The organism is Streptomyces sp. NPDC046122, from assembly GCF_056429965.1.
Window position 1 is genome coordinate 36115 of the sequence record NZ_JBWKLQ010000018.1, and the last position, 20554, is coordinate 56668.

At 68.5% G+C, this 20554-nt stretch carries 12 protein-coding genes and 3 pseudogenes; 9 read left to right on the forward strand and 6 right to left on the reverse strand.

Annotated features, from left to right (window positions below):
* Positions 1-9: 9 nt before the first annotated feature.
* Entirely contained in the window at positions 10-1629 is a 1620-nt protein-coding gene (locus AC07FK_RS30790; protein ID WP_479108221.1) for an MFS transporter, read from the reverse strand.
* A gap of 680 nt (positions 1630-2309) precedes the next feature.
* Between AC07FK_RS30790 and AC07FK_RS30795 the strand changes: the two genes are divergently transcribed.
* Positions 2310-2651: a HopJ type III effector protein gene (locus AC07FK_RS30795; RefSeq protein WP_479108222.1), complete on the forward strand. Its 342-nt coding sequence runs from the start codon at positions 2310-2312 to the stop codon at positions 2649-2651.
* A 1030-nt stretch (positions 2652-3681) separates the two neighbouring features.
* Positions 3682-5163, forward strand: coding sequence for an MFS transporter (locus tag AC07FK_RS30800; RefSeq protein ID WP_479108223.1), 1482 nt, complete (start codon positions 3682-3684; stop codon positions 5161-5163).
* A 577-nt stretch (positions 5164-5740) separates the two neighbouring features.
* On the opposite strand, the gene AC07FK_RS30805 is transcribed toward AC07FK_RS30800, so the two are convergent.
* Positions 5741-5959 (reverse strand): hypothetical protein, encoded by a 219-nt coding sequence (locus AC07FK_RS30805; protein ID WP_479108224.1) that lies wholly within the window; start codon positions 5957-5959, stop codon positions 5741-5743.
* Between the two features lie 1049 nt (positions 5960-7008).
* Here AC07FK_RS30805 and AC07FK_RS30810 point away from each other — a divergent pair.
* Entirely contained in the window at positions 7009-7521 is a 513-nt protein-coding gene (locus tag AC07FK_RS30810) for a hypothetical protein (protein ID WP_479108225.1), read from the forward strand.
* Positions 7522-7909: 388 nt separating this feature from the next.
* On the opposite strand, the gene AC07FK_RS30815 is transcribed toward AC07FK_RS30810, so the two are convergent.
* Positions 7910-9967 carry a neutral/alkaline ceramidase gene (locus tag AC07FK_RS30815; RefSeq protein WP_479108226.1) on the reverse strand — a complete coding sequence of 686 codons (2058 nt, stop codon included), beginning with the start codon at positions 9965-9967 and terminating at the stop codon, positions 7910-7912.
* A gap of 294 nt (positions 9968-10261) precedes the next feature.
* The gene (locus tag AC07FK_RS30820; protein WP_479108263.1) at positions 10262-10705 is read right to left on the reverse strand and encodes a MurR/RpiR family transcriptional regulator; all 444 of its coding nucleotides are present in this window, start codon (positions 10703-10705) and stop codon (positions 10262-10264) included.
* On the opposite strand from AC07FK_RS30820, the gene AC07FK_RS30825 reads away from it, so the two are divergent.
* From AC07FK_RS30825 to AC07FK_RS30850, 6 genes and pseudogenes are all read left to right on the forward strand, one after another.
* Positions 10649-11368: a hypothetical protein gene (locus AC07FK_RS30825; RefSeq protein WP_479108227.1), complete on the forward strand. Its 720-nt coding sequence runs from the start codon at positions 10649-10651 to the stop codon at positions 11366-11368. The genes AC07FK_RS30820 and AC07FK_RS30825 overlap by 57 nt on opposite strands.
* Before the next feature lie 267 nt (positions 11369-11635).
* Complete coding sequence (locus AC07FK_RS30830; protein WP_479108228.1) at positions 11636-12217, forward strand: restriction endonuclease; 582 nt, start codon at positions 11636-11638, stop codon at positions 12215-12217.
* An 81-nt stretch (positions 12218-12298) separates the two neighbouring features.
* A complete protein-coding gene (locus AC07FK_RS30835) occupies positions 12299-12679 on the forward strand; it encodes a hypothetical protein (RefSeq protein ID WP_479108229.1) in 381 nt (126 codons plus the stop codon).
* 126 nt (positions 12680-12805) lie between these two features.
* A pseudogene (locus AC07FK_RS30840) lies at positions 12806-13159 on the forward strand (LysR substrate-binding domain-containing protein); the annotation flags it as partial.
* 1003 nt (positions 13160-14162) lie between these two features.
* Positions 14163-14447: pseudogene (locus AC07FK_RS30845) on the forward strand (helix-turn-helix domain-containing protein); the annotation flags it as partial.
* Positions 14448-14895: 448 nt separating this feature from the next.
* Positions 14896-15300, forward strand: coding sequence for a hypothetical protein (locus tag AC07FK_RS30850; protein ID WP_479108230.1), 405 nt, complete (start codon positions 14896-14898; stop codon positions 15298-15300).
* A 94-nt stretch (positions 15301-15394) separates the two neighbouring features.
* On the opposite strand, the pseudogene AC07FK_RS30855 reads toward AC07FK_RS30850, so the two are convergent.
* Together AC07FK_RS30855 and AC07FK_RS30860 are read right to left on the reverse strand one after the other, a co-directional pair.
* Positions 15395-16619, reverse strand: a pseudogene (locus AC07FK_RS30855) (IS256 family transposase).
* Between the two features lie 528 nt (positions 16620-17147).
* Positions 17148-20525, reverse strand: a complete 3378-nt coding sequence (locus AC07FK_RS30860; protein WP_479108231.1) for a pyruvate carboxylase — start codon at positions 20523-20525, stop codon at positions 17148-17150.
* Between the last annotated feature and the right edge of the window lie 29 nt (positions 20526-20554).

Genomic DNA, 20554 nt, shown 5'->3' on the forward strand with positions numbered 1-20554 from the left:
CTCGGCGCGTCAACCGGCCACCCCGGTCGGAGCATCGCCGTCCGGATTCCGCGTACCGCCGCCCGAGGAGGTCGGCAGGTGGGGTGTGACCAGGAAGCTGGCGACCGCGATGCCGCCGGTGGCGAGGATCGCCGCCTTCAGGCCGTTCAGCTGCGCCGAGGCGTAGGAGTCCGAGACGGCGTCGACCTCGGACGGTGGCAAGCCGGCACGCTCGGCCGCCGAGCGCACCTGATCGGTGGATACGAAGGTGACCCCGGCCTGAAGAGCGACACCGACCTGCTCACGGGCGCTTTGCGACAACCGGGGGTTGTCTGCGACCTGTGTGGTGAAGGCGTGCGCCAGCGCGCCGATGAGGATCGACCCGATGAGAGCGGTGCCCAGGGCCGAGCCCAGATTCTGTGCCGTGAACTGAAGCCCTCCGGCCTCCCCGCGTTCCTCCTCGTCGACGCTGGACTGGACGACGTTTCCCAGTTGCGAGGCGAGCAGGCCGACTCCCATGCCCAGCAGGGCCATGGCTCCGGCGAACTGGGCGTCGTCGATGACCGGGTCGATGGTCGCCAGTAGCCACACGACGGACGCCGTCAGAATCGCCAGGGCCAGCCGGACCACCCGGCGCGGTCCCCACGCCCGGCCCAGCGACGACCCGCCCAGGGAGGTCACCAGCATGGTGACGGACACCGGGAGCAGCCGCAGTCCCGTCTGGAAGGCGTCGAACCCCTGCACCACCTGCAAGTACAGCGGAATGGTGAAGAACAGTCCCAACAGGATGAGGTTCTGGCTCACCAGAGTCATGAGGCCGGATCGCAGCACGGGCCTGCCCAGCAGGGACAGGTGCACGAGAGGGTCGACGCCGCGGACATCCCGGCGCCGCTCCCAGTACCGGAAGGCGGCCAGCACCGCCACCCCGGCGCCGACGACGAAGAGCGTCGGGGCGAAGCCGAGCACGGTGAAGGGAGGGTTGCGGGGCTGCACCCACCCCCACGTACTGCTCTGGAGTACGCCGAGCACGCACAGCCCCAGCCCGGCGGCCGAAAGTACCGCCCCGACCCCGTCCAGCCGGGGGCGTCGGCCTGCCGGGGCGGGCGTCGCGATCATCCGGCGGCACAGCAGTACGGCCACGACGACCACAACCTCGCCGGCGAACACCAGCCGCCAGGTCAGGTACGTCGTGACCCAGCCGCCGAGCAGCGGGCCGACCGCGATGCCGGCGCCGGCGAGCCCGCCGATGACCGCGTACGCGACTGCCCGGTCCCGCCCGCGGTACGACTCCGCTACGAGAGCGGCCATGGCCGGAAGCACCATGGCGGCTCCCAGACCCTCGATGACCGACCAGCCCAGGGTGAGGACCCACAGGGTGGGCGCCACGGCGGTCAGGGCCGAGCCCACGCCGTAGACGACCATCCCGATGAGGAACATGCGGCGACGGCCCAGGATGTCTCCGAGCCTGCCGCCGATGATCATGAAAGCCGCCATGACCAGCGCGTACAGGGTGATGACCGCCTGAATGGCGGTGACCTCGGTGTCGAAGTCCTCGACCAGCTGACTGATGGACACGTTCATGACCGAGGTGTCCAGGACCATGAGGAACTGGGCCGCGCCCAGTACGACCAGAGCCCGCCAGTGCTTCACGGTGTCCACCTCGCCGAGTCGGCCCGATGCGGCCGGCGGCCGCTGTACGCCCCGCCGCTTTGCCCCATTGCACCCGGTGTACGCGCCCCGCGCCTCACCCGCCACGGGCGAGAGGCAGGGCAACCGCCGCTACGAAAAGGTCTTCCTGCACGACGAGGCGCCCGACGCCGGGGATGCAAAGGACCGCACTTGAGCCCGTCCGATGACGTCAGTTTCGATTCCGGCACCGTCACGTACCTCCTGTGCAAGCGGTACGGGCGCCCTTGAGCGCCGGCGGGCGCTGAGACGGTCCGTCGCCAACGTTCCGCTGCCCAGGCCTCACGACAGTTTCCACCGGGGACTGCATGTGCTCCAGCAGGGGGACAGGGCACTGGGTGTCATGGTGGTCATCAGCGTGCCCGCACTGACGCCACCGCCCGGCCGCTGCCTTGCCACCGCAGGCAACCGACCGTCTGCGGTACCGGGCGGGAACGGCAAGGTCATGCTGAACGGCACCGCCTCGCAACCAATCACCCGGGCCGAAACCGGCTCTCGGCGAGTCGCGCAGACACACATCGTGACCTGCGGAGATGCCGCTCGTTCGGACGTGGCGTGCGACTCTTACCGGCTGTAAATCAGGGGGTATCGTCGTTCGCTCACGGACGGCAATCAGATCGTCTGTTCAACACAGGAGAACCAACATGACTGATCTGAACTCGCTGCGGGCAAGCCTTGCGTCAGGTGAGCACGAGTTCGCCGACACATTGGCCTTCGTCGCTGCGCATTACGAGTATCAGCCGCAGGCGTTCCGCAACGGGGAACTGGAGAACGCCGCGGGTGAGAACGAGGGTTCCTGCAAGACGCTGGGACTGGCCCTGCTGGAAGGGCTGAGCGACCAGGAGGCGCTGTGGGCGTTCGGTGAGCACTATCGCAGTGTGCTGGCGACGCCGAACGACACTGATCACGGCAACATTCGCAACCTCATGGCCCACGGCCTGGAAGGGGTGAGCTTCGCCGGGCAACCGTTGGCCCGCAAGAGCTGAACAGCGAGACTGGGGGCGGGCATCAAGGGTCACGAGCACGTCCCTGTCCTGCAGATGCCTGCTCGTGCCGCCCTACACCTGCCACCGTGACCCGCCCAAGCGGGCCCTGCCCGCCGCCGTGCTGGCCCTGACGCCGGTGGAGTACGCCTGGGGGTGGCGCTCGCCACCGGATGAGGGCCAGTGGCGTGCGTCGTCGCAGATGATGAGGCGCTTGGTCTGACCGACGAGGCCGCCCGGTGTGTGACAACAACCCGTGCCGACGTGAGAGCCGTACGGGCATGCTGTACGACGCCTGCGGACAAGCCGCTGCCGCCCGGTGAACGCCCTCGTGAGACTGCGGGGATGACCACGTAGCGGCTGCCGCTCCCGGCCCGGGATGCGCGAGTCCACCACTTCGTCGGCCAATGCGCCGACATGGGCCACCTCGTCGGGGACCGGGTGGCGACCGCCGGCTTAGCGGAGGCCGCGTCGACGATCATTCCTGTCACAGCCGCGGCGAGCACCGCCCGGTTGGTGCCAGGCAGCCGGGTCAGCGCGCCGAACGCCAGCACCGCGACTACCGCGACGACTACGGCGAGTAGGACGATCCGGGGGCGTCCCACCAGAACGCGGCGGTCACCACCGGCACGCCCACGGCCTCTTGCGATGGTGAGGCCAATGGGTGTTGCGCAGACCACGCTCGACGAGTCGCACGGCCGTGGTATTTGATGTGCACGGCTCCCTGGGGTGTCGTATCGTGAACGAGTTCCTGTGCCGGAGGTTTCGGCGCCAGTGTTCGGACTCCCCGTTCCGCGATCTTGAGGTGAGCTTGTATCCCCAGGCCCTGTAGCCGTCCGCATTTCCCCGCGTTCTGAGTTCTTCGAACGTGTCCGGGGGCGGACGTCGCGCTGGCCTGAGTTGCGTCACCCACCCCCGCATTTCCCTGTCGTTTTCCGGGTGCAGCTCTGCCGACTGCCCCGGGTTTCGTGTTTTTCGCCCCCTGCGCGGCTGATGGCGAGCTCCCCGGCTTGTCTGAACCAGGAGTCCCACCGTGGTTTCCCCCGCGATCGGCAACGAGCCGAAGCACCCAACCGAACCCTCGGCACACGCCCCATGGGGCCGGTCGTCGAAAATGACCCGGGCCGCCCGGATCACCCTCGTGGTCGTCCTGGTCGCCGAGCTCATGGACATCCTCGACCAGTCGGTTGTCCTCACCGCCCTGCCCGCCATCCAGGAGTCGACCGGCGCCGGACCGGCCGCGGTGCAGTGGCTGACCGCCGGCTACTCGCTGACCGTCGCCGTCGGACTGATCACCGGCGGGCGACTCGGTGACATTCACGGCCGACGCAAGATCCTTCTCCTCGGTACCACCGTATTCACCCTCGCCTCGCTGCTGTGCGGCATCGCCACCGGCCCTGGCGTGCTGATCGCCGCCCGCGTGATCCAGGGCGCCGGCGTCGCCGTGATGATTCCGCAGGTCCTGGCCACCCTCCACGTCACCTTCGACGGCGGGAACCGCAGCAGGGCCTTCGGCCTGTACGGGGCCGTGCTGTCGATGGCCTCCGTTCTGGGGCCGGTTCTGGGCGGCGTGCTCACCCAAGTGGATCTGTTCGGCCTGTCCTGGCGGCCTATCTTCCTGATCAACGTGCCCGTCGGCCTCGCCGTGATCATCCTCGGACGGAGGTTCATCCCCGAGTCGACCGCGCAGAACACCACCCGCTTGGACCTCACCGGGATGCTGCTGTCCGCACTGGCCGTGGTCCTGATCATCTTCCCGCTCACCGAGGGCCACGCCCACCAATGGCCGCTGTGGTGCTTCGCCATGCTCGCAGGCGGTCTCCTCGTGCTCGGCGTCTTCCTGCGCCACCAGGCTCGCAGGAAGGATGACGCACCGCTCGTGGAATTGTCCCTCTTCCGGGACAAGCAGTTCTCTGCCGGCCTGTCAGCGCAGCTGATGCTCGGCCTGCTGTGCGGCCTGTTCTTCATGACCTGGACGCTGTACCTGCAACGCGGCCTGGACATGAGCCCGTTGACGGCGGCCGTGGCCTTCGTTCTGCTTGCGCTCGGGGAACTGGCCGGTGCGATGGTCGCGATGAAGACCGCCGGGCGCTTCGGGCGCCGCCTGCCACAGAACGGAGTCGTGATCGCACTCGCCTCGATGGTGGTTTACGGGCTCCAGGTCAGCAGCCGACAGGCCGACCTGAGCCTCCTCGCGATGGTGGTCCCTCTCACGCTGCTCGGCTTCGGTTTCGGCATGATCGGCGGACCGATCGCCGACATGTCGCTCGCCTGCGTCCCCCACGAGAACGCCGGGTCCGCCTCGGGTCTTTTCAATACCGCGATTCATCTGGGCATTGCCCTCGGTACCGCGTTGACCGCCCTTGTGTTCTTCTCCGCCACCGGCGGCTCACCCGACGGCGCGATCAACCGCGACGCGTTCACCGGGGTGCTCTGGTGGGTCGGCGGTGCCTTCGTGATGATGTGGGCGCTGATGTTCTGTCTGCCCAAACCTGTGAACAGCCAGGTCGGCTGAACCACGGCCCGCTGCGGCGACACCCGGTGGCTCCAGAGCGGGGGTTATCCCTACTGATAGCCGGGCGGCCAGCGGGTTCGCGCCATGCAGTCAAGGCAGGGAATGCCGGGCCCGGCGGCTACCGCCGGCTCTCGACGTTTCCATGGAGGTTGGTTCGTGCGTGAACAGGCAAGGAAGAAGTTCCCTTCCTCCGGGCGGGGCGGCCGACGCGGAGCCGTGGCCGTGCTGGCCGTCGGTGTCTCGGTAGCGGTCGGGTAAGGATGGTCAGCGGCACTCTGTGCGGTACATGACGTACACCCTGCCCTGGCAGGTGGCCGCGGTGGGATCGTCCACGAGAGTGAGCATGCTGGCGGTCCCGATGATGCTGGCAGGGCCGAATGCACCGGCGGAGGCGAATTACAGCTCTTCCCCCCAGCGTTCGAACTGTCAACGCGACGCTCTTCACCGGTGCCCGGCGTCCGCCACCCACTGGCCTGCACGACGTGCAGAAGCGCCGGTGCGCCCAAACCCAAACCCCCCGTCCTTGCTGGCACAGTCCTGGAGGCCGGGCCCTTTCACGGTCACGAACCCGCCGCCGTCAGCCCATGCCCTGCTGCGGCAGGGGGCGCACGACGATGCAGTCGCCGTCCGTGCTGAAGTGCGTGTGGGCACCTGCACCGTGCTGATCGGCGATGTGCTGACCGATGCCCCCGGCGTTGTGGTTGGATGCGGAGACGACAGTGATCGTCTCGACGGCTTGGCCGGCACAGTCGTGGCAGCCGGTCACCATGCTGGTTCGTGGGGGAGCGGTTGTCATGATGCCTCCTTATGACGGCCGAACTTCTGAGGCCGGGGTCAAGTTTCGAGACACTCTCCCCACGCCCTGGTGAGTCATGTGCCCGGGGCGAGAACTGACATGCGTCCCCCGTGGTCCGGCTGTGCTGCCAACTCGCGGAACTGGAGGGGGAGTCGGCTGCTTCGCCGGGCGTGAACGATGTGGGCCGGCCTCAGTGGGCCAGGTTGCTGCCGAAGGCGGGGACTCGGTGGTGGGCACGCCGACGGTGGCGATGTTTGGGGTGCCCCAGTCGACGAGTGCGCGGGTAGGCGACCGCGCCGTCGCATCAGGCGAGCGAACGGCAACTTGTCTCTCCGGCGCCTTCTCCCGGACCGCGATCCGAAGGCGCTGGCGATGCTGGTGAAGGACTGGGACGCCGAAACCATTCACGCCCACGGCCGGCCTGCGCGCTTAGCATCCTCTGTGCCGAGACGGTGTCTCACGTGGCGATCTCGTTCCCTGCGGCCCCATGGCGCTGAGGGCGGGCGCAGCCGTCAGGACGGTCGGCTGAGCTGGCCGTCCACGACGGCCGGGAGAGACGTGGGCATCTCATCGGTGACCCAGGCGAACTCCAGGGCCGCGAGCGTGGCTCCGCGGTCCGTCCATACGAGGATCTCGCCGACGTAGGCGCCGGGGGGGTCATGGGCCGCCCATTGCACCTTCGCCCGTCGGCGGCGCGGCAGCGCGCGCCAAGCCTGGAGCTGGGGGTCATGGAGGTCGCTGGGCGAGCGTCTGTCATGCTGTCGGAGTGATCGTCCCGTTTCTTGTCGGCACCCTCGCACTGGCTGGCGTTCTCACCATGGCGGTGTGGGTGTGCATCGAGTTCGTGAAGGCACGCCGGGAGCGGCGCGCCTGAGTCTCGCCCCCGGAGAGGCGCCCTGCCGTTCGGCTCCACCACTGCGCACTGTGCCCCGCTGCCGCCCACGAACTCCAGCGCCGCCACGTCCGCCTCAGCCGCGGCCATGTCTTGCGCTTCCAAGAGCGCGAGCAGCTGCAACCCGGCATGGCAAGTTGCGTCCAACGGCGAGACCGTGCTCAGCGTCGTGACCCGGGCCATCAGCGCACTGGGACTACGCAATGGCGTAGCACACACCGAAGTGCAGGTCGACACACGCGGAAACCCGTTCGTCATCGAAGTCGGAGCCAGACCGCCGGACGACGACATCATGACGCTGATCACCGAAGCGCTCGGCATCGACGAGGCGCGGGCCTACCTGCAAACCGCACTGGGCGAACGACCGGACGTGATACCGCGTCGCGACGGGGCTGCCGCCATCCGGTTCATCACCTCGCCGGAGGCCGGAACCCTCCGATGGCTCAGTCCCCTCCCACGGGGCGAGCGGATCGTCGCGACGTGCCTGTTCAAAATGCCCGGCGAAGACGTGGGAGCTCCTTACGACGACTTCGGGCGCATAGGACAGGTCGTGCTCCGGGGAGCCACCCCTGCGGAAGTCAACAAAGCCGCTGAAGCCACCATGGACTCCCTCGCCGTCGAACTGGTGACGAGGTGGGAGCCGAGCGGGGGAGGCGGGCACCACCAATGAACGGCCCCCGCCGGCCCGGCGCCACTCTCGATTGGTGGCCGCCTGCCCACCCTGCCGTCCGTACCCGATACCCAGTACCGGGTCTGTTGGAGCTCGTAACAAGACCTTGCTGAAGTGCCCTGGTCGGGCGTGACTGTTGTGACGGTTCGACCGTTCGAGTGGGTCCGTGCGGCGCGGCTGCATCCAGGCCCTGCTACCGCCCGAGACGGTCGCCCAGCACTCGCGGACTCGCTGCGCTCCAGCGTCTCGACGCGTCCCGGAGGAAGATGAGTCCCTGGGCGACCCGCCCCGCTTCCTAGGGATTGTGGCCTGACCGCGCCACCGGACGATGAGCTCCCCTGGCAGCCATCTGTGAAGGAGTCGAAGCCGCGCTCGGCGTCGGGGTTTGTCAGCGGACGGTGAAGGGGGGTGTTGTGCCGGTGAACGGGGTGATCGTGCCGGTGAGGCTCTTGGCGTCGCCGTGGTAGACGATGCGGTGGCTGCCCGGGACGGTGTGGGGCGGGATGTCCCAGGTGATGGTGATCCGGGAGGCGGTGATGCCGTCGCGTTTCCAGTGGAAGCGGGTCGCCCAGTCGCCGTCGTCGGCCACGGTGCGCCAGGCCCCGCCGGGCTCCTGACGCTGGACCTTGAGATATGTCCGGCCGCGGTGCAGGTCGTTGCCCGGGTGGGCGCCCGCGAAGACGACCTCGACCCGTTCACCGGCCCGGTAGGTCTCCCGCGCAGGAACCAGCACGTCCCCGAACTTGCGGAAGATGGGCGGCGTGTCCAGCACCACACCCGGTTGCAGGGCGAGCACTGTGGCGGACAGGTCCGGCGCCCCCGGGCCGGGGGGCAGGTGGGTGCCGTCGCGCAGCGAGGTGGCCAGTGCGGCCGCGGTCTGCTGGAGCGCCGGGAGCTGCCAGCGGCCGAACAGGGTGCTTCCGCCCTCGTAGTGCTGGGCGTCGTACTCCTCCGGGGTGGTCACGTAGTGGAAGTACGCGTTGGCGTACCCGGCGACCAGCACGTCGTCGAGTGGTGCCCCCACGATGGCGGCGACCGTGCGGCGCAGCCGCAGGCCCGCGCAGATGGTGACCTCGCCCGGGATGCCGATGAGATACAGCTGGCCGATCCTCACCAGCATCACGGGCACCCGCTCCTGCACCCAGGGGTAGAGGCGGTTCATCTCTCCCAGGGGCACGACGACGTCCTTCGGCGCCTGCGCCTGTGCGAGTTCGGGCGAAACGGCGTAGACGATCGAGTCGGAGATCGCGTCCCAGAAGGGGTTCTCGCCCTCCTTGAATCCGGGGAAGGCCGGGCCGTCCTCCATGCTGCCGGCCGCCATGGACGCGCCGACGCAGGGCTTGGAGGTGCGGTGGGTGTGTCCGTCACCGGTGAACTCGGGGCGCACCGTGACGTCGGAGAGGTCGACGTACACCAGCCGGGAGTCCACCGGGCCGGACAGTCTGACACCGGGCCGCTGCAACTGGGCCGCGGCGGCCTGATACTGACGCAGTCCGCTGGCGCGGGCGCGCTCGAAGTCCTCCGGCGTGGTGGGCGGCTTCAAGTCGAGGTTGGGCGACATGTCGCCGCTGTTGGTCTGGGCGAACGCCGACACGAACGCAGGGGAGCCGCCGGCCAGGTAGTCGACGTCGTGGACTTCGCGCTCCCAGTGGTAGGCCGCGTACCCCTTGTTGTCCGCGCTGATGAGCCGGTTGTCCCCGGACATGCTGGTGCTGTGCACCGGGAACCAGTTCACGGCGCCCACCGCCCGCCCGTCCCGCTCCACCCGCAGCAGGGTGGTGAGGGGGTCGACGGCGTCCGGGAAGTGGTCGCGGTCGGCCTTCGGGTTGCGCGCGAAGGCCGCCTGGGAACGGTTGACGCTCGCGCCGGTCAACGTGCCGTGGCTAAGTATCAGTTCGGACGGTGCCAGGTCGTCGTGGGCCCGTTGCGCGGCCTCGAGCAGGCCGCCCGCCACCGCCTCGAAGGTCTTGCGGTGGAACCCGAAGGTCGTCGTGTTGTACAGCAGGTGGTGCGCGTAGCCGCCCGGACCGGCGTGGGTGTGGGTGGCGGTGATCAGCACGTTCTGCTCGGTGTACAGGCCGCCGTACCGCTCGGCGAGCCGCCGCAGCACCGCCTGGTGCACGCTCGAGAAGATCATCGGCGAGTCTGCGACGATCAGCATCACCCGCCGCCCGCTCGCCCTGTCGGCCACGACGAACGCACGCGCCCGCAAACGGGTGTGCAGCCCGGCGGCCTGCTGGTCGAACCGGCCGTAGCCCATCATGCCCACCTCCGCCACCTCACCGGTGGCATCGGCGAGCCCCCGGCCGACGAGGTAACCGGCGGCCCCGCCCGCGGGCACGGCGGAGGCCCGGCCGGCCATCTGCGCACCCACCAGCCCAAGACCGGTGACGGCTCCCGCCCGCAGGACCGTGCGCCGGTTGTGAACGGGACGTTCCGCGGACATCTGCTGCTCCTCCGGCTCGGCCGGCCCGGCGGCACACGGGCTGAGTGCGGTGCGGGTGTACCCGCCCCTCTCGCCGCCCTGCCGGGGGACCTGACGCTTCGTAAGGGGAATCCCGCGACCGGACGACCGCGGGAACATGAACGGTGTTCAGGTTCCGTCGCCATTGGTACACCGTCCGTCACGGGTGCCGCAAGAGGTCCGACGACACCACCAGGGCGGTCCGTGCGGAACGACGCGCCCCGTGGCCGCAGCCCGGCGAGGCTTGGCGCTTCAACGCCTGCAGGCAGGTATGGCTTACACCAGTCCTATCCTGTGGGCGAGGTCCTCGTTGTGGCGCAACTGGGTGTGGGCGTCGGGGCCGAGGGCGTCGATGACGCCGGCGATGAGAACTTCGATGATGGCGAGGGTGGGTACGAGGCTGTCGTAGGGGGAGAACGTTCCGACCTGGCTTGGCTGGACGACGTCTGCATGGGCTGCGGTGGGGGAGAGCCATGGGTCAGTGAAGACGATGACTTTGCCGGCGGCGTTACGGACGAGTTGGGCGATGGCGACCTTGTCGTCCTCGTAGCGGCGGTAGTCGAAGAGGACGAGAACGTCGCGCCGGTGCAGTTGCGCGAGGGCGGCGGTTCGTTCGACCGGCCGGTCAGGCAGGAAGCGAATCTCGTCACGTAGCTGCATGAGGTGAAGGCCCAGGTACTGGGCCAGGAGGTGGGTGAAGCGGCCTCCGGCCAGAGTGATGCGGCGCTTGCGGGCACAGCGGTCACTCTGCGCGCGATCGCCTTGCCGCTCGCCATCCTGCCCACAGCACTCCTCATGCTGCTCTCCTTGTACAAGCCGCTGTACCTGGAACGCTACGTGCTCTACGGCCTCGTGGGCCTTGCCCTCACCCTAGGAGCCGCACTCGACCGGATGCTGCGACAACGACGCCCCCTGCGCGTCACCGCCGTAACCGTCGCCGCCGTGGCCACCGCGCTGCTGATACCCGAGTCCATGAAACTGCGCACCGCAGACAGCCGGTCAGACAATGTCACTGCCCTGGCAACCGTTCTTCGCGAACAGGGCACACCGGGCGACGGCGTGCTCTATCTGTCAGTGAAACGCCGCGCGTGGACGCTCGCATACCCCCCGAGCGAGACCCAGTTGACCGACCTTGCCCAGGCACGCACGCCCGTCGCCTCCCACAGCTTGTACGGGACCGAAGTTCCTCCTTCCCAGATCCGCAGTCGCATGCTCGCCAGCCCGCGGATATTCGTGGTCACAGAGCCTCCGGGCCGCGCAGTGCCCAGCACCGAGACGGACACCATGAAGGAGAAGACGCTCGCGGCACACTTCGAACGGTGCGGCGCGGTACAAGTCAACGGAGCACAGATCACGATCTATGAACTCGCCGAGCACTGCTGATTCGGCAGGGCCGGGGCACTGACCCGCACGGGCTCAGGTTCCAGTGGTTGTCGCAGTCAGGGCGATGCGGTGGACCGATGTGCTGTTCTCGTGCAGAGTCTCGCCCTGTCCTCGGTTACCTGAGTCCAAGTTCCGGACAGTCAGTCCCAGCTCACCTGCCGACGTTCTTCGTGTCAGGGGCCACTTTGTTCTGCCTGGATCACCGGATAGACGCGCTCGCTGCTGGGGAGCTGTAGAGCAGGCATCCGGCCGGGGGAGGAGCAAGGCATGGGAACAGAAACGGTGCTGTTGGTGGTGTTAGCCGTCCTGGCTGTGGGAGGTGTGGTCGGGGGCCTGGTGCGGGCGGGGCGGCATGAGGCGCACGCGGAGAAACTGCGGGCCGCGGAGCAGGCCCGGATCCAGGCCCTTCGCTCTATGGAGGCGGTTTGGTTGCTGGGGGACCGCGAGTTCGAGGAGTACGTCGCCGAGCTGTGCCGCCGCGACGGCTGCACCGAGGTCCGCCGGGTAGGCGGCGCGAACGACCTGGGCGCGGACGTGATGGGCCGGCTGCCGGACGGCCGAAAGGTCGTGGTGCAGTGCAAGCGCTACGCGAAGCACCGCACCGTTGGCAGCCCCGACCTTCAGAAATTCAACGGCACCGCCCGTGACGAACACGGTGCGGACGTCCCGCTCTTCGTCGCCTCCTGCAAATTCACCAAGCAGGCCCGCGCCTTCGCCGCCCGGCACCGGCTTGTGCTCATCGACGTTGACCTCCTCGGCTTCTGGAACAGCGGGACAAAACTGACGACACTCCTGGACCTCGACATCGGCCGCTCGGGAACCAACCGCAAACTGTCCCCGGACAGCTGAACGTTTCATCCCAGTTCGACTCCGCGCCCAGAACTCGAGCGATGGCGTCGGTAAAGCACGGGTCGTTGGCGGATACGCGTGGTGGAACAGGACCTCCAGGGCCTGGCGCTTCGTTTTGCAGGCGTGCGCCGAGGTCCGCATCCGGTGCGCGTCGCGCATGCGCTGCGCCGGCACCATGGCGGCCTGCTGCTCTTCGTTGATCGCCGCGCGCAGCTGCTCGGTCAGCCGAAGCACCTCCGACCGGGCCACAGGCTCCAATCCTGCGCCCCGGCCCTGCTCAGGCGAGGAGGCCACACGTTCATGGGATGCCCGGTGGCCCGACAGGGCAGGAGATCGCGAGCACAGGCGCGGCTGGCCTGCAGCCGCGTGCTGCGGCAGGCCGGGCACCCGGCCGAGACCAGGAACGGTCGGCTGTCGTTTCTCGTCGATGCGGTTTATTTCACCTCTACGCGGTCGGTGTGATCGGTGCTGGTGCACCGTTGCTGTCGACCGTCGTAGCAGGCGTACGCGCGGTCGCGATTGCTGCGCTGGAAGGCGAGATACGCGTGCTTGGACTTCGGCTGGACCACGACCTCGAGGTCCTGCTACACCTGCCGGGCCGAGGGCTTCGTGCCCGGCCGCCTCCGGCACGCCTCCAACCCCGAGTTCGTGCTGGCCCTCGTCCACGCGGGCCACGGCCTCGCCTTCGGCCAGGGGCCGCTGGCCCGCAAGGAGCCCCGCGTCGTCTGGCGGCCACTGGCCGACCGCCCCCTCACCCAGCGGACCACCGGGGCCTGGCCCGCTGGCCGGTCCGCCCATCCGGCCGCCCCGCATTTCGCGGAACTCGCGGCCGGCGTGCTCGCCCGCGACCGTACGGCGGCATCCCTGCGCCGCGACGACGGCCCGCGCTCGCCGGACGGGCCGCCCCGCCCGTGGTCGGTGGTGTATGACGAGTCGGCCTGACGCCGCGCCGACCGGCTGCCCGCGAGAGACAGGCCGAACCTTCGGGTACACGTACGCATGCGCTGGCCCCGCTCGCTGGCGAGGACAACTCGTATGGACCTTCCTTCGGCGCCGTGGCGTTCGACGCGCGACCCTGTCCGCCTGAGCCAGCACACCGAAGCGGGCGATTCCTCCATCGCGGGGGTGAGGACGGGCGCATCGGCCGCACGACGCGGTCCCACTGATCAACCTCGGCTCGGATAGACCGCGCGTCCTCCCGCCGTGCCCGCAACGGGGCATCCGCCGCCTGTGAACCACAGGAGTCAGGCGTTGACGGGAGTCTGCGCGGGAACTTCCGTACCTGAGTTGCTCGCAGCGGCAGCGGCGGCCTTGCTCCTTTCCTTGGCCCCGGGTGCCCGGCCGCGATGCTGGCAGCGCAGGGTGTGGCCGTCCAACTCGATCTCCACCACGGAGCCAACGGGTGTGTCGTCTCGCACAATGAAGTGGTATCGCGGCGTGTGCCCCTGACGACGCAACCACGCGTGGTTGGCGGCCTTGGCGTACAGATGGTCGGCACTTCTGGCCCCGCGGGCACGACGCCCCGCATTCGGGCAACAGCCTATGAGGACCAGGGGAAGTGAGCGAAGTGGCTCACGCGGCTGTTGCACCGCTTCGTCGTCAGTTGCCCACCGCATCAACCGAGCAGGACACCACACCAGACCGACTCACCGTGGTACTCCTCACGGAAGAAGTCGAGATCGACCGGATCGGTCGGACAGAGCAACGGCTCGTCAGACTCCGGGCCACCTTGCACCGCGGTTTGGATCTGCCGGTTGTCAAAGCACATCGCCAGCCCGTTCGCCAGCAATCCTCGCAACTGCCCCCATGCCTACCGGTCTTCCCGCGACGGTCGGGACCTGAGATCTAGGAGACTGCAGCCTTCAGCCATTCAGCGTAGCGATCCGCACTGACAGTGAGGCCTGCTGCTCGACATGGAGGGCGAGCAGCCGCGCCCTCAGGTGGGTTGATCGACGATCTGGCGCGGCGGCTGGCCCATCTGAGCGAGACCGGCGGCCCCGCGCACGCCCACCGTCTCGCCGAGACCCTGCTGGCCTGGTTGGAGACGCGGGATGGCGCGCCGGGGGTGACCGACCGGCTCGGAGTCCACCCGCAGACCGTGCGCTACCGGCTGAGACAGCTTCGTGAATTGTGGGGCGAGGACCTGGACGACCCGGACCGCCGCTTCCACTTGGAAATGGTGCTCCGCGCCCGGCGGCAGCGCGGTGATGTCGTCCCCCCGCCTGACTGACCGGGCTGCCCTGACGGGCTGTCGGGCCGGCCCGCCGGAGAACTCCGCGTCGCGGCCGTACCGGTCATGTCCCCTGGTGTGGTGTAGCGGCGGGCAGCTGTTCTCTGCCCTGGGTGGTCAGCAACCTGTCGCGGTGCCCGTCGCGTCAAGTGGTGATGGCATGGACCGTCGCGTGCGCCGGGCCAGGAAGCGGTTCACGAAGAAGGTGATCCATGGGCTATTTGCGGCCCGACCGCGATCGGCCGCTGTGGTTGCGGTACTTCGCTGCCGTACCGCCTCACGCCTCGTGAAGAGTGGCCGCCGTCAATTACGACTTGAACGTGTTCAAACTCTGTGCCAGGGTACGGCATGAGTTCTTGAGCCCACCGGTCGCGCACGCACGGCCTGCGGAAACCGCTAGGGGTTGAGTGTGTTGCGTTCCTGTCGTACTGCGCTGATCTTGGTCGCCATGGCCCTCGCCCTGACGGCCTGCGGCAGGTTGACCGTCATGCCGCCGCCCGAAGGCGAACCGGTCGTTCTGAAGTCGGCCGAACTTTCGACCACGTGGACCGATGCCCACGATGGCACCCTCACGCTGAAGCCGGACGGGGCGTTCATCGCCGATAAAGTCTGCATTGCCTACCGCTGGGACGAGGGTTTGACCGGGTCCGGAACAGGCACCTGGGAGCAAGACTCCAACAAGAAGCAAAGCTTCGTCGGTGTGACCTTCGACGTCGCTCACCCCGAAACGGGTGAGCGGGAGCCCGACTCCTACGCCGCCTTGAGGCAAGGCAAGGTCCTGAAGCTCTGGACCGCCGTCGGCGATCCGGACAACGATTATCCGAACTGCGTCCTGACCAGCCCGGCGAGTTGACCCGGTTGCCGTGCGGCCGGGTGAGCTGCACATGGTCCGGCATCGCACATGAGCGGTTTTAGTCGATCGTGTCCCCCTGCCGTGGTGGAGGGGATCAGCCCTCGGTAGTACCGGGGAGGGCCTCGGTGTCAGCGGTGGCGTAGACGGTGGCCATGCTCTCTTCGGAGAGGTAGCGGCGGGGGAAGGCGATCCATTCGTGGTGCATTTCGGCCAGCACTGCGGTGGCCAGTCGTAGGACGGCCTCGGGGTTGGGGAAGACTTGGACGACGTCGGTGCGGCGTTTGATCTCGCGGTTGATCCGTTCCAGCGGGTTGGTGGACTGGATCTTTTTCCAGTGCTGCTGGGGGAAGTCGGCGAAGGCGGTGAGGTCCTCTTTCGCCTCCAGCAGTATGGTTTTGACCTTGGGGAACTGTCTGCCGAGCATGTCGGCGACAGTATCCAGCTGGGCCCGGACTGCCTCAGCGGTGGGCTGGGCGAAGATGGTGCGGATGGTCGCGGCGACCATCTCCCCGGTACCCTTTTCGATCACCGAGAAGACGTTGCGCACGAAATGAACCCGGCAGCGCTGCCAGCCGGCACCGAACATGACCTTGCGGAGGGCCTTGACCAGCCCCGACTGGCTGTCGGAAACCACCAACCGCACCCCGCAAAGCCCCCGCTCGCGCAAGCTGCGTAAGAACGCGGTCCAGGACGCCTCGCTCTCGCTGTCATCCACCATCACCCCGACCACCTCGCGGTTTCCCTGCTCGCTGACGCCGGTGGCGATCACCACGGCCTGCGAGACGATCTGGTGGTTCACCCGGGCCTTGACGTAGGTGGCGTCCAAGAACAGATAGGGAAAGCGGGTGTGATCCAGCGGCCGGGTACGGAAAGCCGTCAGTTCCGCATCCATCCCGGCACAGATCCGCGAGACCTCACTCTTGGAGATGCCGGTGTCCGCGCCCAGGGCTTTGACCAGGTCATCGACGCGGCGGGTGGACACCCCGAGCACGTATGCCTCCATCACCACCGCATACAAGGCCCGGTCGATCCGGCGGCGGCGCTCCAGCAGCGAGGGGAAGAAGCTCCCCGCCCGGATCTTCGGGATCGCCAGCTCCACATCGCTGGCCTGCGTGGTCAGCGTCTTCTCGCGGTGCCCGTTGCGCCAGGTGGTGCGGGACTCGGTGTGCTTCGTTCCACTCGGCGCCGATCCGGGCGGTGGCCTCCGCCTCGATCAGTTCCTGCAGAATGCGTTCGCACACCGCGCGGATTGTCTCGACTCCATCCGCCGCACGTAGTGACTCCAGCAGCCGCAACAGGTCAGACTGGGACAAGGCCATCGTGCACTCCCCGGGTTGGACTTAGCCGTTTTCCCGGAGCGTTGCACGATGGCCGTCGCCTGTTCAGGGGGCACGAACCGGAGCAGCGGAAGCACATGCTGGGCGCACCGGCCCAGGCTCACCGCCTTGATCCCCTACACCACGACAGGGGACACGATCGCCGTACCCGGGCGGTCAGGTCCGAAGTGGATGAGCGGGCGCCGGTGCGCCAAACGAATTTCGCACATGGGCGGGGGCTGGATCTCGCGTGATGGCCGCCGGTTCCACACGCCGGGCAAAGGGCCCCGACACCCACACCTCTCGAGAACGAGGCCAATGCCCAAAGCGCCAGGTCAACGCACTCGCGTAGCGCGACCTTCGCGTGTCCGTGCAGGTCAGGGACATTCCGAACAAGCAGGGGTCAACAAAAGGTCAGCATTGGCACCCGCGGCGCAGCGATGGGGGGCGTACGGCCGGCCAACTTCTATACGCGGGCGGCCGGCCCAGGGACTCACCCGGGCCGGCCGCGTACACCCGCGCGAGCGGACGTCAGCCGATCTCGATGAGCAGATCGCCCGCCTCGACCTGCTGGATCTTTCCAATCGCCAGTCGCGCGACCGTGCCCGCGCACTGGGCAGTGATGGAAGCCTCCATCTTCATCGCCTCGATGGTGGCCACCGTCTGACCCGCCGACACCGTAGAGCCCTCGTCCACCTGGAGCGTCACGACACCGGCGAACGGCGCGGGGACATGCCGGTCGTTGCCGCGGTCGGCCTTTTCAGCGGCCTTGACCTCGGTGGCGACGGACTTGTCCCGCACCGACACCGGGCGCAACTGGCCGTTGAGCGTGGCCAGCACCGTACGGAAGCCCCGCTCGTCGGCCTCGGAAATCGCCTCCAGCTCGATCAGAAGCGTGACACCGGCCCCGAGCGTGACCGTGTGCTCTGTGTCCGGCTCCAGACCGTAGAAGAAGTCCTGCGTGGGCAGAACTGACGTATCGCCATAGGCCTCGCGGTGGGCTTCGAACTCCCTGGTCGGGCCGGGGAACAGCAACCGGTTCAGCGTCGCCCGCCGCTCCCGGCCCAGTCCCTCGCGGTCCTCGTCCGACAAAGTCGGGGTCTCGGCCTGCGCAGGGCGGCCCTTCAGTGCGCGGGTACGGAACGGCTCGGGCCAGCCGCCGGGCGGGTCGCCCAGTTCGCCGCGCAGGAATCCGATCACCGAGTCCGGAACGTCGAACTTGCCGGGGTCGGACTCGAAGTCGGCCGCCTGTACGCCGGCTCCGACCAGGTGCAGGGCGAGGTCTCCCACCACCTTGGAGGAGGGGGTCACCTTGACCAGCCGGCCCAGCATCCGGTCGGCGGCGGCGTAGCAGTCCTCGATCAGTTCGAAGCGGTCGCCGAGGCCGAGCGCGATGGCCTGCTGACGCAGGTTCGACAACTGTCCGCCGGGGATCTCGTGGTGGTAGACCCGCCCGGTCGGCGAGGCGAGTCCCGACTCGAAGGGCGCGTAAACCTTGCGCATGGCCTCCCAGTACGGCTCGAGTCCCCCGACCGCGTCGAGCGAGAGCCCGGTCGCGCGCTCGGTGTGGTCGGTAGCCGCCACGAGCGCCGACAAGGAAGGCTGGCTGGTGGTGCCCGCCATCGAGGCGACGGCGGCGTCGACGGCGTCGACGCCGGCGTCGATCGCGGCGATCAGCGTCGCGAGCTGTCCGCCCGCCGTGTCATGGGTGTGCAGATGGACCGGAAGGTCGAAGCGCTCGCGCAGTGCGGTCACCAGGGTGCGGGCAGCGGGCGGCCGCAGCAGGCCGGCCATGTCCTTGATGGCCAGTACGTGCGCGCCGGCCTCGACGATCTGCTCCGCGAGGCGCAGGTAGTAGTCGAGCGTGTACAACTGTTCGGCAGGGTTCGACAGGTCCGCGGTGTAGCACAGGGCGACCTCGGCCAGCGCGGTGCCGGTGGACCGGACGGCATCGATGGCGGGACGCATCTGCGAGACGTCGTTGAGCGCGTCGAAGATCCGGAAGATGTCCATGCCGGTCGCCGCTGCCTCGGCGACGAAGGCCTCGGTCACCTCGACGGGGTAAGGCGTGTAGCCGACGGTGTTGCGCCCACGCAGCAGCATCTGCGTACAGATGTTGGGCACCGCCTCCCGCAGGGCCGCGAGCCGCTCCCAGGGATCCTCGGCGAGGAATCGCAGGGCCACGTCGTAGGTGGCACCGCCCCAGCACTCCAGGCTCAGCAGCTCCGGCGCCGTGCGAGCGACATGCGGGGCGACGGCCAGCAGGTCGCGCGTCCTCACCCGGGTGGCGAGCAGGGACTGGTGCGCGTCGCGGAAGGTCGTGTCCGTCACCGCGACGGCCCGCTGCGCACGCAGCTCCGCTGCGAACGCCTCCGGGCCGAGCGCCGCGAGGCGCTGCCGGGAGCCTTCGGCGGGTGCTCTGCCCAGTGAGGCGGGAGGGAGCTTGGCGGCCGGGTCGATGACCTGGGGGCGCGGGCCGTGAGGACGGTTGACTGTCGTCTCGGCGAGATACGTGAGCATGCGACTTCCGCGGTCGGCCGAGGGGCGCGCCCGGATCAGCTCCGGATGCTCGGCGATGAAGCTCGTCGTGATACGGCCTTCGCGGAAGCCGGGGTGGTCGAGCACGGCGCCCAGGAAGGGCAGGTTGGTGGCGACTCCGCGGATACGGAACTCTGCGATCGCACGCCGTGCGCGACGGGCCGCGTTGGCGAAGTCGTGGCCGTGGCAGGTCAGCTTGACCAGCATCGAGTCGAAGTGGGCAGACACCTCGGCGCCGGTGTGGACGGTGCCGCCGTCGAGCCGTACACCGGGGCCGCCCGGGGAACGGTACGCGGAGATGGTGCCGGTGTCGGGACGGAAACCGTTGGCGGGATCCTCGGTGGTGATACGGCACTGCAGGGCCGTGCCCGTGAGGACGATGTCGTCCTGCGTCAGGCGCAGTTCCGGAAGTGTCTTTCCCGCGGCGATCCGCAGCTGCCCGATCACCAGGTCCCGTCCGGTGACCTGCTCGGTGACCGTGTGCTCCACCTGGATACGCGGGTTCATCTCGATGAAGACGTGGTTGCCGCGCTCGTCGACCAGGAACTCCACGGTCCCCGCGTTGACGTATCCGATGTGCTTGGCGAACGCGACGGCGTCGGCGCAGATACGCGCGCGCAGTTCCGGGTCGAGATTCGGCGCGGGCGCGATCTCGATGACCTTCTGATGGCGGCGCTGCACCGAACAGTCACGCTCGTACAGGTGCACCACATTCCCGTTGGCGTCGGCGAGGATCTGCACTTCGATGTGGCGGGGGTTGATGACGGCCTGCTCCAGGAAGACGGTGGCGTCGCCGAACGCCGACTCCGCCTCGCGCATCGCCGCGTCGATCGCCTCCCGCAGCTCGCCGGGCTCGGCGACGCGCCGCATTCCCCGCCCGCCGCCGCCGGCGACCGCCTTGACGAACACCGGGAACCCGATGGAGTCGGCCGCGCCGATCAGCGTCTCCACGTCCGTGGACGGCTCCGACGACTTCAGTACGGGAACTCCGGCCTCGCGGGCGGCCGCCACCGCGCGGGACTTGTTCCCGGTGAGATGCAGCACGGAAGCGGGAGGGCCGACAAAGGTGATCCCGGCCTCGGCGCATGCGGCGGCGAGGTCGGGGTTCTCCGACAGGAAACCGTATCCGGGGTAGATGGCGTCGGCACCGGCCTTGCGGGCGGCCTTGATCACCTCTTCGACCGAGAGGTAGGCCCGCACCGGGTGGCCCTTTTCGCCGATCTGGTAGGCCTCGTCGGCTTTGGCCCGGTGGAGCGAGTTGCGGTCCTCGTAGGGGAAAACGGCCACGGTGGAGATGCCGAGCTCGAACGCCGCGCGGAAGGCGCGGATCGCGATCTCGCCCCGGTTGGCGACCAATACCTTGCGGAACATCGATGTCCCCTGTCGTGTGCGGGCGGGCG